The sequence below is a fragment of the Pseudomonas alvandae genome, from assembly GCF_019141525.1.
GTDB classification, from domain to species: Bacteria; Pseudomonadota; Gammaproteobacteria; order Pseudomonadales; family Pseudomonadaceae; genus Aquipseudomonas; species Aquipseudomonas alvandae.
Genome location: NZ_CP077080.1, coordinates 86,109 through 98,880 on the forward strand (window position 1 = coordinate 86,109; position 12,772 = coordinate 98,880).

The 12,772-nt window shown below is 61.6% G+C and carries 14 protein-coding genes; 6 read left to right on the plus strand and 8 right to left on the minus strand.

Annotated elements, in window-relative coordinates:
* Positions 1 to 359: 359 nt before the first annotated feature.
* A complete protein-coding gene (locus tag KSS97_RS00400; protein ID WP_198796190.1) occupies positions 360 to 722 on the plus strand; it encodes a DUF6124 family protein in 363 nt (120 codons plus the stop codon).
* Positions 723 to 857: 135 nt separating this feature from the next.
* Here KSS97_RS00400 and KSS97_RS00405 read toward each other — a convergent pair whose 3' ends face one another.
* The 3 genes from KSS97_RS00405 to KSS97_RS00415 form a co-directional block, all read right to left on the minus strand.
* The gene (locus KSS97_RS00405; RefSeq protein ID WP_003213368.1) at positions 858 to 1,133 is read right to left on the minus strand and encodes an HU family DNA-binding protein; all 276 of its coding nucleotides are present in this window, start codon (positions 1,131 to 1,133) and stop codon (positions 858 to 860) included.
* A 191-nt stretch (positions 1,134 to 1,324) separates the two neighbouring features.
* On the minus strand, positions 1,325 to 2,473 hold the full coding sequence (locus tag KSS97_RS00410; protein WP_217860647.1) for an NAD(P)/FAD-dependent oxidoreductase: 1,149 nt from the start codon (positions 2,471 to 2,473) through the stop codon (positions 1,325 to 1,327).
* A gap of 25 nt (positions 2,474 to 2,498) precedes the next feature.
* Positions 2,499 to 2,666 carry a rubredoxin gene (locus KSS97_RS00415; protein ID WP_217860648.1) on the minus strand — a complete coding sequence of 56 codons (168 nt, stop codon included), beginning with the start codon at positions 2,664 to 2,666 and terminating at the stop codon, positions 2,499 to 2,501.
* A 175-nt stretch (positions 2,667 to 2,841) separates the two neighbouring features.
* Between KSS97_RS00415 and KSS97_RS00420 the strand changes: the two genes are divergently transcribed.
* Positions 2,842 to 3,405 (plus strand): chorismate--pyruvate lyase family protein, encoded by a 564-nt coding sequence (locus KSS97_RS00420; RefSeq protein ID WP_217860650.1) that lies wholly within the window; start codon positions 2,842 to 2,844, stop codon positions 3,403 to 3,405.
* The gene (ubiA, locus tag KSS97_RS00425; RefSeq protein WP_217860651.1) at positions 3,405 to 4,295 is read left to right on the plus strand and encodes a 4-hydroxybenzoate octaprenyltransferase; all 891 of its coding nucleotides are present in this window, start codon (positions 3,405 to 3,407) and stop codon (positions 4,293 to 4,295) included. The genes KSS97_RS00420 and ubiA overlap by 1 nt, the downstream gene beginning before the upstream one ends.
* A 177-nt stretch (positions 4,296 to 4,472) precedes the next feature.
* Here ubiA and KSS97_RS00430 read toward each other — a convergent pair whose 3' ends face one another.
* Positions 4,473 to 4,856, minus strand: a complete 384-nt coding sequence (locus KSS97_RS00430; RefSeq protein ID WP_198796187.1) for a COG4315 family predicted lipoprotein — start codon at positions 4,854 to 4,856, stop codon at positions 4,473 to 4,475.
* 153 nt (positions 4,857 to 5,009) lie between these two features.
* On the opposite strand from KSS97_RS00430, the gene phoB reads away from it, so the two are divergent.
* The 3 genes from phoB (at position 5,010) to KSS97_RS00445 (ending at position 8,585) form a co-directional block, all read left to right on the plus strand.
* Positions 5,010 to 5,699 (plus strand): phosphate regulon transcriptional regulator PhoB, encoded by a 690-nt coding sequence (gene phoB / locus KSS97_RS00435; protein WP_003177195.1) that lies wholly within the window; start codon positions 5,010 to 5,012, stop codon positions 5,697 to 5,699.
* Between the two features lie 136 nt (positions 5,700 to 5,835).
* The gene (gene phoR, locus KSS97_RS00440) at positions 5,836 to 7,122 is read left to right on the plus strand and encodes a phosphate regulon sensor histidine kinase PhoR (RefSeq protein ID WP_264081995.1); all 1,287 of its coding nucleotides are present in this window, start codon (positions 5,836 to 5,838) and stop codon (positions 7,120 to 7,122) included.
* A 122-nt stretch (positions 7,123 to 7,244) separates the two neighbouring features.
* Positions 7,245 to 8,585, plus strand: a complete 1,341-nt coding sequence (locus tag KSS97_RS00445; RefSeq protein WP_030138217.1) for a hemolysin family protein — start codon at positions 7,245 to 7,247, stop codon at positions 8,583 to 8,585.
* A 186-nt stretch (positions 8,586 to 8,771) separates the two neighbouring features.
* On the opposite strand, the gene KSS97_RS00450 is transcribed toward KSS97_RS00445, so the two are convergent.
* The 4 genes from KSS97_RS00450 to pstB all read right to left on the minus strand — a co-directional run bounded on the left by KSS97_RS00450 (position 8,772) and on the right by pstB (position 12,683).
* Positions 8,772 to 9,668: a peptidoglycan DD-metalloendopeptidase family protein gene (locus KSS97_RS00450; RefSeq protein ID WP_030139135.1), complete on the minus strand. Its 897-nt coding sequence runs from the start codon at positions 9,666 to 9,668 to the stop codon at positions 8,772 to 8,774.
* Between the two features lie 231 nt (positions 9,669 to 9,899).
* Complete coding sequence (locus KSS97_RS00455; protein ID WP_198796185.1) at positions 9,900 to 10,847, minus strand: response regulator; 948 nt, start codon at positions 10,845 to 10,847, stop codon at positions 9,900 to 9,902.
* 166 nt (positions 10,848 to 11,013) lie between these two features.
* Positions 11,014 to 11,775 (minus strand): phosphate signaling complex protein PhoU, encoded by a 762-nt coding sequence (gene phoU / locus KSS97_RS00460; RefSeq protein WP_030139132.1) that lies wholly within the window; start codon positions 11,773 to 11,775, stop codon positions 11,014 to 11,016.
* A gap of 74 nt (positions 11,776 to 11,849) precedes the next feature.
* Positions 11,850 to 12,683 carry a phosphate ABC transporter ATP-binding protein PstB gene (gene pstB / locus KSS97_RS00465; RefSeq protein ID WP_030139131.1) on the minus strand — a complete coding sequence of 278 codons (834 nt, stop codon included), beginning with the start codon at positions 12,681 to 12,683 and terminating at the stop codon, positions 11,850 to 11,852.
* Positions 12,684 to 12,772: the final 89 nt, after the last annotated feature.

Below are 12,772 nucleotides of genomic sequence, written 5' to 3' on the forward strand. Positions count from 1 at the left end.
TTTTTGGGTGAGTTCGGGGGGGTGTTTATTCGCTGTCCCTTAGCTTTCCACCAAGCCACACATCCTTGCGCCTTTGCCTACAACTACGCCAGAATCCGCCGGCTTGTGCGCCTTGCCCCCGGGCTCTATCGTTTGCCTGCCACTGCCCATCAGTGGTCGGGTTTAGTAGCTCGGTGTATTTAGCAAGGTGTATGGCTCCTATCAATCAGGCGTTTTCATGCCTGTATTTGATGGCGGTTGTGCGCAGGGCGCCTTCGGGCGCGCCGGCTTGCTAAGTCCCCGGTCTACTAACCTGCGTACAGCTGCCACCCTTCTGTTTAGTAGCTAGAGGGTTACAGCTTCACTTAAGGACTTAGTAAATGTTCAAAATAACGCCAAACCCTCCAGAAGCAGACCCCAACTCTCCTTATCTGGACGGCCTGAACGCCAAGCAACTCGAAGAAGCCGCTACCCGCGCATTGGACTTTTATCTAAAGCCCAAACCAACAAGACCTAAAGAAACCATCAAGCCCGGCCAGCTATTCACCGTCGTGAAAGACCTCGACAACGAATGCCTGCTGGCCAACCTCAGCGAAACCCTGGCCTCAGCCGATGCGATGGTCAATGAACTGGCTTTCGATATGGAGGGCTCCAACCGCCACGTCCTCCTCGGGATCCAGCAATTGATCGAGCTGGGTTCGTTGCTGGCGAATCGGGCGCTGGATAACGTCGATCCCCGCTAGCCGCCACACCGCAACCCACTGTGGTGGATTAACAGATGGTTGCTATCTAACAGCCACAAAAAAAGGCATGCCGATCACCCTCGGTATGCCTTTTTTGTTGCCGCTTCCTTCCCTCGACCGAGGTACTCGCTGCAATTACGGGTTGACGCTGTCCTTCAAGGATTTGCCCGGTTTGAATGCAACGGTGTTGCTGGCCTTGATCTTCACCGGCTCGCCGGTTTGTGGGTTCTTCCCGGTGCGGGCGCCGCGGTGGCGTTGCAGGAAGGTGCCGAAGCCGACCAGGGTGACGCTGTCCTTGCGGTGCAGGGCGCCGGTGATTTCTTCGAGGACGGCGTTGAGGACGCGGTTGGCTTGTTCTTTGGTGAGGTCCGCTTTTTCCGCGATGGCGGCGGCGAGTTCTGGTTTACGCATGAATGAAGCCCCTTTGACGGTTTTTTTGTTGTTATGTCCGTGCTGTTCTCTTCGGAACAACCCCTAAGGCGCCGCAGGCTCTACTCTGCGGCAGACGGGAGTGAGGATGGCACGGGGCCGCAACCGGCGCCAGTGGCCGGCGGGCGTTTGTGGCCTCAAAAGCAGGGTATTTACGACAGAACGACCGGCATTTACGCCAGCAGCGCTGGAAGCTGCTTGTTCAGCGCCAGTTTCTCCATCACCGCGGCGCCGGTCAGGGCATAGCCCAGCAGGTTGCCTTGGGCATCGCGGCACAGGGCCTTGATGTCGGCGCCCTGCCCTTCGACGGTCCACACACCTTCGCTGCCTCGCGGCGGTGGCGAAACCACCAGTGGGCACACCGGCGTCTTGACGGTGATCGGCATGGCGCCGTAGCTGACGGCGGTCGGGTTGCCGGCCAGGGTTTGGGCCAGGGCGCGGGCGCAGCTCATCAGCGGCATGACGTAGAGCAGGTTCAAGCCATCGACCTCGGCACAATCGCCCAGCGCATGGATATTGGCGTGGGAAGTCTTCAGGTGGCGGTCGACTACCACGCCGCGATTGACCACAAGGCCAGCCGCGGCGGCCAGGTCAATGCGCGGGCGCAGGCCGATGGCCGAGACCACCAGGTCGCAGGCAATCACTTGGCCGTCCGACAGGTGCGCTTCCAAGCCGTCGGCTACCCGTTGCAGGCGATTGAGCACCGGACCTAGGTGGAAACGTGCGCCGAGGCTTTCCAGCCCCGCCTGTACCGCGGCGGCGGCAGCCGGGTGCAGCAGCGTCGGCATGACCTGCTCGCACGGGGCCACCAATTGGACTTCGTAGCCGCCGAGGATCAGGTCGTTGGCAAATTCGCAGCCGATCAGGCCGGCGCCGAGCAGCAGCACCCGGCGCTTGCCCGCGGCGGCGGCACGAAAGCGCGCGTAGTCTTCGAGGTCATTGATGGGGAAGATCAGGTCCGCCCCGTCGCCCTGCACCGGCACGCGCACGGTTTCAGCGCCCCAGGCCAGGATCAGGTCGCGATAGCTCACCGCCTCTTCGCCGATCCACAGGCGCTTGTGGCCCGGGTCGATGCCGCTGATGCGCGTGTGGGTGCGCACCTCGGCGTTCAGTTGCTCGGCCATCGCGCCGGGTTCGGCCATGCTCAGGCCATCGGCGTCCTTGTTCTTGCCAAAGCCGGTGGAGAGCATCGGCTTGGAGTAGGAGCGGCCGTCGTCCGCGGTAATCAGCAGCAACGGGGTTTCGCTGTCGAGCTTGCGAAACTCCCGGGCCAGGTTGTAACCGGCCAGGCCCGTACCGACGATAACGACAGGTGCGCTCATGTTGCTCTCCATACAGGGGAAATGATCAGCCGATTGCGATCATTTCGAAATCCATTTTGCCGACGCCGCAGTCCGGGCACAGCCAGTCTTCCGGCACATCTTCCCAAAGGGTGCCAGGTTCGATGCCATCGTCAGGCCAACCCAGGGCTTCGTCATAGATCAGGCCGCAGACAATACATTGCCACTTCTTCATTCCGATACTTCCTCAAGATGTCAGGCCTTGACCGGTATTTTCCGGCTCAGGGCGGTTTTGTACTGATCGATCGCGACAGATGCAAGCAGGATCGGCGCGACGGCCCTCGGCTCGGCCAAAATCGCCGACCGGCATGGTAAGCTCGCGACCTCATTTGCTGCCATTCAAGACCCCTGTGCCGCCGACAAATTCGATATTTCCTACACTTCAATGGCTGCCCCAACACCTGCTGTCGCCCCGCCCGGATGCGTGTGTCATGGACTGGCTGTTTGACGAAGGTTCCCTGACCCGGCGCCTGACAGGCCTGTCGAACGATCACTTCAGCGTGACGCCGCTGTTCGAAGGCTGGCAGCCGTTGCGCGCCGATGAGTGTGCCGCGCTGGACCTGGCCGAGGGCAGCGAGGGTTGGGTGCGCGAAGTGTACTTGCGCGGCCACGGCGAGCCTTGGGTATTCGCCCGTAGTGTGGCAGCGCGCAGCGCGTTGCAGGGCGACGGCTTGCACATGGACGAACTGGGCAGCCGCTCGTTGGGCGAGCTGCTGTTTTGTGACCAGGCGTTCCAGCGCCGGGCGATCGAGGTCTGCCACTACCCGAGCGAATGGTTGCCGCCGCAGGTTCGTGCCAGCGCGCTGTGGGGTCGTCGTTCGCGTTTCGATCGCGGCGCATTGAGCGTGCTGGTGGCGGAGGTGTTCCTGCCACGCCTGTGGACGGTCGCCCGCGCCTATTCGGAGAATTGCTGATGTACACGCAACTGCTCAAATCCTTGAACCGCCTCAATCCACGGGCCTGGGACTTCGTGCAACTGACGCGCATGGACAAGCCCATCGGTATTTATCTACTGCTGTGGCCGACGTTATGGGCGCTGTGGATTGCCGGGGAAGGTTCGCCATCCGTGGCCAACATCGTGATCTTCGTGCTCGGCGTGGTGCTGACCCGAGCCGGCGGTTGCGTGATCAACGACTGGGCCGACCGCAAGGTCGACGGTCATGTCAAACGCACCGAGCAACGCCCCTTGGTCAGTGGCAAAATCAGCTCGAAAGAGGCGCTGGTGTTCTTCGCGGTGTTGATGAGCGTAAGTTTCCTGCTGGTGCTGTGCACCAACGCGCCAACGATCCTGCTGTCCCTCGGCGGCCTGGCGCTGGCGTTCAGTTACCCGTTCATGAAGCGCTACACGTATTACCCGCAAGTGGTACTGGGCGCGGCGTTTTCCTGGGGCATGCCCATGGCATTCACGGCCGAGACCGGCCATCTGCCGGCCGCTGCATGGTTGCTGTACATCGCCAACCTGCTGTGGACGGTGGGCTATGACACCTACTACGCGATGACCGACCGGGACGATGACCTGAAGATTGGCGTGAAATCCACGGCGATCCTGTTCGGCGATGCCGACCGGGTGATCATCCTGACGTTGCAGGGCCTGGCCTTGGCTTGCCTGCTGTTGGCTGGCGCTCAGTTCAAGCTCGGCGGCTGGTTCCACCTGGGGCTGGTGGCCGCTGCCGGATGCTTCGCCTGGGAGTTCTGGTACACCCGCGACCGGGATCGGATGCGCTGCTTCAAGGCGTTCCTGCACAACCACTGGGCCGGCTTGGCGATTTTCGTGGGGATTGTGCTGGATTACGGGTTGCGCTGAGTCCCCACGCGGCCCCGTGGCGAGGGGATTTATCCCCGCTGGGTTGCGTAGCGACCCCAAAACAGTCAATGAGTTTCGCCTGACACACCAAGGCGACAGATCCGGGGCCGCTTCGCGACCCAGCGGGGATAAATCCCCTCGCCACAGATGATCTGTCGCTACTTTGGCGAAAAACTGTCAGTCGGGCTTGGCAACTTTCCAGGCACCGTCCATCTTGCCGTCGCCGGTCATGTCTCCGGCCTTCTTGTCCATCACGAAGGTGTACAGCGGCATGCCCTCATAGGCCCACTGCATCGAGCCGTCATCGCGCTTGATCACGGTCCAGTCACCCATGGATTTAGCACCTGCCTTGGCCATCAACGGTGGCCAATTAGCCGCACACTTGTCGTTGCACATCGACTTGCCGGCGGAGTCCTTGGCGAAGGTGTAAAGGGTCATGCCCTTGTGGTCGGTGAACATGCCGTCCTTCTCCATCGCAGGATCGGCAGCCATCGCAAATCCAGGCAGGGCCAGGGCAGCAGATATCAGCAGGGTTTTCGAAGAAACAGTCATGCGCGTCATAGGAAACCTTCCTTTGTAGTTGTCAGGATTCGGACTGAAAAGCGTAGTCCAGGATCCCCTTTGCCGCCTCGCACAGAAATTTCTGTCACACGACTGCAATAATTCCGTTATCTAATGCGGCGCAAGACAGTTAAATGACAAGAGGATTACCCCATGGTTGGCAGGAGCATTCTGATCGTCGACGACGAGGCGCCCATCCGCGAGATGATCGCCGTTGCGTTGGAGATGGCCGGCTATGACTGCATGGAAGCAGAGAACTCCCAACAGGCCCACGCCATCATCGTCGACCGCAAGCCCGACCTGATCCTGCTGGACTGGATGCTGCCCGGCACGTCCGGCATCGAGCTGGCGCGGCGCCTCAAGCGCGATGAGCTGACCGGTGATATCCCGATCATCATGCTCACCGCCAAGGGCGAAGAGGACAACAAGATCCAGGGTCTGGAAGTCGGCGCCGACGACTACATCACCAAGCCGTTTTCCCCACGAGAACTGGTGGCGCGCCTGAAGGCCGTGCTGCGTCGCGCCGGGCCGACCGATGGCGAAGCGCCCATCGAAGTCGGCGGCCTGCTGCTCGACCCGATCAGCCACCGCGTGACCATCGACGGCAAGCCTGCCGAGATGGGCCCGACCGAATACCGCCTGCTGCAGTTTTTCATGACCCACCAGGAGCGCGCCTACACCCGTGGGCAGCTGCTGGACCAGGTCTGGGGCGGCAATGTGTATGTCGAGGAGCGCACCGTGGACGTACACATCCGCCGCCTGCGCAAAGCCCTCGGCGATGCCTACGAGAATCTGGTACAAACCGTGCGCGGCACCGGTTATCGTTTTTCGACAAAGGCTTGAGAGCAGCGGCGAGCTTTCAGCTACAAGCGGCAAGTTAAAGCCGCGTAGCCCTCAGCTTGCCGCTTGAAGCTTGGAGCTGCTTTTCTCCCAAGGATTTTCCGTGAATCAAAACTGGCATGGCACCCTGATTCGCCACATGTTGTTGCTGGTTACCGGTTGCCTGTTGATCGGCCTGATCACCGGGTATTACGGCTGGAGCCTGGCCGCGGGCCTTGGGCTCTACCTGGCCTGGACCCTCAAGCAGTTGCTGCGCCTGCACGAGTGGCTGCGCCTGCACCAACCCGACGAAGCCCCGCCCGACGGCTATGGCCTGTGGGGCGAGGTGTTCGACAGCATCTATCACCTGCAACGGCGCGACCAGCGCGTTCGGGGCCGCCTGCAAGCGGTGATCGACCGCGTCCAGGAGTCCACCGCCGCGCTGAAAGACGCGGTGATCATGCTCGACAGCGAAGGCAACCTGGAATGGTGGAACCGCGCCGCCGAAACCCTGCTGGGCCTCAAGACGCCCCAGGACAGCGGCCAACCGGTGACCAACCTGGTGCGCCACCCGCGCTTCAAGGAATATTTCGAGCAGGACAATTACGCCGAGCCCCTGGAAATCCCCTCGCCAACCAACGATCGGCTGCGCATCCAGCTCTACATCACGCGCTACGGCAACAATGAACACTTGATGCTGGTGCGCGACGTGACGCGCATCCATCAGTTGGAACAGATGCGCAAGGATTTCATCGCCAACGTTTCCCATGAACTGCGCACGCCGTTGACGGTGATCTGCGGCTATCTGGAAACCCTGCTCGACAACGTCGAGGAGGTGAACCCCCGTTGGAGCCGGGCCTTGCAGCAGATGCATCAGCAGAGCGGACGCATGCAGACCCTGCTCAACGACCTGCTGTTGCTGGCCAAGCTGGAAGCCACCGATTACCCATCGGACAACCAGCCGGTGCCCGTCGAGGAGCTGCTGCAGACCATCGCCGAAGATGCGCAGGAGCTGTCCGGCCCCAAGCAGCAGGCGATCACGCTTGAAGCCGACCCTGCCGTGCAACTCAAGGGCAGCGAGGCGGAACTGCGCAGCGCGTTTTCCAATTTGGTGTTCAACGCGGTCAAGTACACGCCGGAGCAAGGGCGGATCCATGTTCGCTGGTGGGGCGATGAGCAAGGCGCGCACCTGAGCGTGCGCGATTCCGGCATCGGCATCGACAGCAAGCATTTGCCGCGCTTGACCGAACGGTTCTACCGGGTCGACTCCAGCCGCAACTCCAACACCGGTGGAACCGGCTTGGGATTGGCCATCGTCAAGCACGTTCTGCTACGCCATCGCGGACGCATGGAAATCAGCAGCGTGCCCGGCCACGGCAGTACGTTTACCTGCCATTTCGCCCCGGCCCAAGTGGTTCACGGACGACGTTCAAGCCGCGACGAGTGATGCCGACCGGCCGTCCCCTCTAGGCAACCGACCGGTCAGCCGCTACATTGGCTGACTTGTGCCTGCCTTTTCAGGCGCCGATTTCCAACCCTACGAACATACGGAACCCGCAAAACCCCATCATGGACCCTTCCCCTGGCTTGTCCCTCGTTACACTCTTCGCCGAATTCGGCATGATTCTCTTTGCTCTGATCCTGGTCCTGCTCAACGGTTTTTTCGTTGCGGCGGAATTCGCCATGGTCAAGCTGCGCTCGACCCGGGTCGAGGCCATCGCTGAGCAGAACGGCTGGCGCGGGCATATCCTGCGCACCGTCCACAGCCAGCTCGACGCCTACCTGTCAGCCTGCCAACTGGGCATCACCCTGGCTTCCCTGGGCCTGGGCTGGGTCGGTGAGCCGGCGTTCGCCCACATCCTCGAACCGCTGCTCGGCGCGGTCGGCGTCCAGTCGCCGGAAGTGATCAAGGGCGTGTCGTTCTTCACCGCGTTCTTCATCATTTCGTACCTGCACATCGTGGTCGGTGAGCTGGCGCCCAAGTCCTGGGCCATCCGCAAACCCGAGCTGCTGTCGCTGTGGACCGCCGTGCCGCTGTACCTGTTCTATTGGGCGATGTACCCGGCGATCTACCTGCTCAACGCCAGCGCCAACGCCATCTTGCGTATTGCCGGCCAAGGCGAGCCCGGCCCGCATCATGAACACCACTACAGCCGCGAGGAACTGAAGCTGATCCTGCACTCCAGCCGTGGCCAGGACCCGAGCGACCAAGGCATGCGGGTGCTGGCCTCCGCCGTGGAGATGGGCGAGTTGGAAGTGGTGGATTGGGCCAACTCCCGGGAAGACCTGGTGACGCTGGAATTCAACGCGCCGCTCAAGGAAATCCTGGCGATGTTCCGCCGCCACAAGTTCAGCCGTTACCCGGTGTACGACAGCGAGCGACAGGAGTTCGTCGGCCTGCTGCACATCAAGGACCTGCTGCTGGAACTGGCCGCCCTGGATCACATTCCCGAGTCGTTCAACCTGGCCGAACTGACCCGGCCGCTGGAACGGGTGTCGCGGCACATGCCGTTGTCGCAATTGCTGGAGCAGTTCCGCAAGGGCGGCTCGCACTTCGCCGTGGTCGAGGAAGCCGATGGCAACATCATCGGCTACCTGACCATGGAAGACGTGCTGGAAGTGCTGGTGGGCGATATCCAGGACGAACACCGCAAGGCCGAACGCGGCATACTGGCCTACCAGCCGGGCAAGCTGCTGGTACGCGGTGATACGCCGCTGTTCAAGGTCGAGCGCCTGCTGGGGATCGACCTGGATCACATCGAGGCGGAAACCCTGGCCGGGTTGGTCTATGAAACCCTCAAGCGGGTGCCGGAAGAGGAAGAAGTGCTGGAAGTCGAAGGCCTGCGGATCATCATCAAGAAGATGAAAGGGCCGAAGATCATCCTGGCGAAGGTGTTGATGCTCGATTGAGGGTCGACCTGCTTTCCGGCGACACTCTCCTGTGGCGAGGGGATTTATCCCCGCTGGGTCGCGAAGCGACCCCAATAAGATCGAGCACAATCCTCCCGACACACCGAGGTGGCAGATTTTGGGGCCGCTTCGCAGCCCAGCGGGGATAAATCCCCTCGCCACAAAAAGCCCCTCGAATATCCAGTGCTACTGCTTGCCCAACGCAAAGTTGGGCAACTCGCCCACCGGTTGGTTGAACTGGTAGGGAATCGACACCAAACCCAGCCCGGTGTTGCGCTGCACCACGAAGTGCAGGTGCGGGCCGGAGCTGTTGCCGGTGTTGCCCGACAGCGCCAACGGCGTGCCCACCATGACCCGTTGCCCTTCCCTGACGCTCACCGAGCCCTTCTGCAGGTGCAGATAGACGCCCATGGTCCCGTCATCGTGCAGCACGCGCACGAAGTTGCCGGAGGGATCGGTGCCACGCCCGGTCTGCTCGTTCTCGGTCTTGACCACCACGCCACCCCGCGCCGCGATGATCGGCGTGCCTTCGGGCATGGCGATATCCATGGCGTAGCGGTTCTTCGGACCGTAGTGGCTGTATTGACCGTTGGCGCCCTGGCTCAGCCGAAACGGCCCGCCACGCCACGGCAACGGATATTGATAGGCCTGCGCGGCGCCTGCCGGGTCGCCCAGGGAGTATTCGAACCTTGGGGTATACGCCAGCGGCCTTCCCGGTCGCGTCGCCGTCAGCAGCGCCAGGCGCAGGTTGCTGCGCGCCGGCAGCACCCGACGAATCGGCCGGCTCGGCGCCCCGCTCACGTTACGCAGCCCGGCAAAACTCAGCTCGATCTCCACAGGGGCGTACAGGTCGTTGCGCACGTACACCGCGTCCGCGCCCTTCTGTTTCTGGATGTCGAGGAACACCTGGCGCTCGAGGCGCTCGACCATGCGATCACGGAACACGAACACCTGCGAACCCTTGCTGGGGCGGTCGCTATAGGAGACCACACCATTGGCATCGGTGGATTTGTAGATGGTCATGGCCAGGGCCGGGGTGGCGGCCAGGACGAGACCACAGGCGAACAGCAACGGCACGAGCATGGGCAAGAATTCTGTCGAAATGAAGGCCTGCAAAGCAGCCTAGCAGCTGGGATGGACCAGCGTAGTCGGCAGATGTTTCAAAATTGGATCAGCGGTCGGTGTTGGAGCTGATGGCCCCATCGTCGGATCGCCGCCCGGAGCAAGCGCGCCCCCACAAGGATCTTCAGCGCTCACTGGATCAACTGTGGGAGCGAGCTTGCTCGCGATAGCGGACTCAAGGGCGCCGCCGAATCAGGCACCCGGTACGAAGTGTTTCTGCGCGGTGCCGCGGGCGATCAGGCGCGAGATGTAGTCGAGTTTCTGCGGATCCTTGTCGACGAAGCGGAAGGTCAGTTGCAGCCATTCGCTGTCCGGCGTCTGCTCGTGGGCGACGATGGCGTGCAGGTAGCCGTTCAGACGAGCGGTCTCGGCGTTGTCGCCCTGCTCCATGTCCAGCACCGAGCTTTCCAGTACTTGTGGCAGGGTGTCGGTGCGCTTGACCACCAGCAGCGCTTCCTTGAGGCTCAGGGCCTTGATCACGCATTGCTGGGTGCCGCTGGACAGGCGCAATTGGCCTTGCCCGCGATTGCTGGTCGGCGCGGAGGCGGCGGGTGCCTTGACGGGCGGGCTGTTGAGCAGGCCACGGGCGGCAGCCGGTGCAGGCGCGGCGGCCGGGGCAGCGGGCTTGGCAAACGGGTTCGCGGCTGGCGCTGCGGCGGCGGCCGGAGCGGCCTTGCCACCGGTCAGGGCACTGAGCGAATCGTTGCCAAATGCCGAGTTCATCTTGGTCGGGGCGCTGTTCATCAAGGTGTCGAGCTTGCCCACCTTGTTCAGGGCCTGCTTGACCTTGGTCAGCAATTGTTCGTTGGTGAACGGTTTGCTGACGTAGCCGGAAACGCCGGCCTGGATCGCCTGGACCACGTTTTCCTTGTCACCACGGCTGGTGACCATGACGAACGGCATGCCCTTGAGGTTGTCCTGCTGGCGACACCAGGTCAACAGTTCCAGGCCCGACATCTCTGGCATTTCCCAGTCGCACAGCACCAGGTCGAACGCTTCACGGGCCAGCAGGGCCTGGGCTTTCTTGCCGTTCACCGCGTCTTCGATGCGGATGCCTGGGAAGTAGTTGCGCAGGCACTTCTTCACCAAGTCACGAATGAACGAAGCATCGTCCACGACCAACACACTGACCTTACTCATCCAGATACACCTCTAAAAAATCCCGGCAAGCATACCGCTTTACTGATGGCACATTGCCAAAAACCTTCAGTCACGCCGGGACTTTTCGTTCACGGGGTGCTGCTTTCGATTAAAAAAACCGCAAAAAAAAGCCCGACCAGAAGGCCGGGCGCTTTTCTTGGCAATCTTACTTATCGTCAGTTTCACCGGGAACATTAGCGGTTTCGGACGGGGTGCCCTCCACTTCTTCCTTCATCCGCTTGAGGCCCATGTGCCGCACGTCGGTACCACGCACCAAGTAGATCACCAGTTCCGAGATGTTGCGTGCATGATCGCCGATGCGCTCCAGGGAACGCAGCACCCAGATAATGCTCAACACCCGCGAGATGGAGCGTGGATCTTCCATCATGTAGGTCGCCAGCTCACGCAGGGCAGTCTTGTACTCCCGGTCGATGATCTTGTCGTACTGGGCCACCGACAGCGCCAGGTCGGCGTCGAAACGGGCAAAGGCGTCCAGTGCGTCACGAACCATGTTGCGCACCTGGTCACCAATGTGGCGAACCTCGACGTAACCGCGCGGCGCTTCGCCTTCTTCGCACAATTGGATGGCGCGACGGGCGATCTTGGTGGCTTCGTCGCCGATCCGCTCCAGGTCGATCACCGATTTGGAGATGCTGATGATCAGGCGCAGGTCGGAAGCGGCCGGCTGGCGACGGGCCAGGATGCGCAGGCACTCTTCGTCGATGTTGCGTTCCATCTGGTTGATCTGGTCGTCGATCTCGCGCACTTGCTGGGCCAGGCCGGAGTCGGCCTCGATCAGCGCGGTTACCGCGTCGTTGACCTGCTTTTCCACCAGCCCGCCCATGGCCAGCAAGTGACTGCGCACTTCTTCCAGCTCGGCGTTGAACTGTGCGGAAATGTGGTGGGTAAGGCCTTCTTTACTAATCATCTTTGGCGTCCTTGGAGCGTCCGGTAAGGTGCGGCGGACCGCAGCGTAGATTCACAATGAGCAACAACGGCTTCCTAGCCGTAACGACCGGTGATGTAGTCTTCGGTCTGCTTCATTGCCGGATTGGTGAACAGGGTATCGGTGTCGCCGAACTCCACCAGTTTGCCCATGTACATGAACGCGGTGTAGTCGGACACCCGCGCCGCCTGCTGCATGTTGTGGGTCACGATGACGATGGTGAACTTGGACTTGAGCTCGTAGATCAGTTCTTCAACCTTCAGCGTCGAGATCGGGTCGAGGGCCGAGCAGGGTTCGTCGAGCAACAGGACTTCCGGCTCCACGGCGATGGTGCGGGCGATGACCAGGCGTTGCTGCTGGCCGCCGGACAAGCCCAGCGCCGAGTCGTGCAGACGGTCCTTGACCTCGTCCCACAGCGCCGCGCCCTTGAGGGCCCATTCCACGGCTTCATCGAGGATGCGCTTCTTGTTGATACCCTGGATGCGCAGGCCGTAGACCACGTTTTCGTATATGGTCTTCGGGAACGGGTTGGGCTTCTGGAACACCATGCCCACGCGGCGACGCAGCTCGGCGACGTCTTCGCCCTTGCGGTAGATGTTGTTGCCGTAGAGGTTGATTTCACCTTCGACGCGGCAGCCGTCCACCAGGTCGTTCATGCGGTTGAAGGTGCGCAGCAAGGTCGACTTGCCGCAGCCCGACGGGCCGATGAACGCGGTGACGCGTTGTTTCGGGATGTTCAGGCTGACGTCGTACAGCGCCTGCTTCTGACCGTAGAACAGGTTCAGGCCGGGCACTTCGATGGCGACGGTTTCCTGGGCCAGGTCCAGGCTCTGCTTGTCGCGGCCCAGGGCCGACATGTTGATGCCGTGAGTGTGTGCTTCGTGTTGCATGGGAGGCTCCCTGTGCTAACAAATTCGGTTCGGAACGCCTTTTCTGGCGGCCCAATGAAATTCCAGTGAACGCCGATCAGTGTGGGAGC

Bases quoted from the DNA above. Each gene is read 5' to 3' on its own strand.
- KSS97_RS00400 (WP_198796190.1), top strand. From the start codon at position 360: ATGTTCAAAATAACGCCAAACCCTCCAGAAGCAGACCCCAACTCTCCT.
- KSS97_RS00405 (WP_003213368.1), bottom strand. From the start codon at position 1,133: ATGCGTAAACCAGAACTCGCCGCCGCCATCGCGGAAAAAGCGGACCTC.
- KSS97_RS00410 (WP_217860647.1), bottom strand. From the start codon at position 2,473: ATGAGCGCACCTGTCGTTATCGTCGGTACGGGCCTGGCCGGTTACAAC.
- KSS97_RS00415 (WP_217860648.1), bottom strand. From the start codon at position 2,666: ATGAAGAAGTGGCAATGTATTGTCTGCGGCCTGATCTATGACGAAGCC.
- ubiA (WP_217860651.1), top strand. From the start codon at position 3,405: ATGTACACGCAACTGCTCAAATCCTTGAACCGCCTCAATCCACGGGCC.
- KSS97_RS00430 (WP_198796187.1), bottom strand. From the start codon at position 4,856: ATGACGCGCATGACTGTTTCTTCGAAAACCCTGCTGATATCTGCTGCC.
- phoB (WP_003177195.1), top strand. From the start codon at position 5,010: ATGGTTGGCAGGAGCATTCTGATCGTCGACGACGAGGCGCCCATCCGC.
- phoR (WP_264081995.1), top strand. From the start codon at position 5,836: ATGTTGTTGCTGGTTACCGGTTGCCTGTTGATCGGCCTGATCACCGGG.
- KSS97_RS00445 (WP_030138217.1), top strand. From the start codon at position 7,245: ATGGACCCTTCCCCTGGCTTGTCCCTCGTTACACTCTTCGCCGAATTC.
- KSS97_RS00450 (WP_030139135.1), bottom strand. From the start codon at position 9,668: ATGCTCGTGCCGTTGCTGTTCGCCTGTGGTCTCGTCCTGGCCGCCACC.
- KSS97_RS00455 (WP_198796185.1), bottom strand. From the start codon at position 10,847: ATGAGTAAGGTCAGTGTGTTGGTCGTGGACGATGCTTCGTTCATTCGT.
- phoU (WP_030139132.1), bottom strand. From the start codon at position 11,775: ATGATTAGTAAAGAAGGCCTTACCCACCACATTTCCGCACAGTTCAAC.
- pstB (WP_030139131.1), bottom strand. From the start codon at position 12,683: ATGCAACACGAAGCACACACTCACGGCATCAACATGTCGGCCCTGGGC.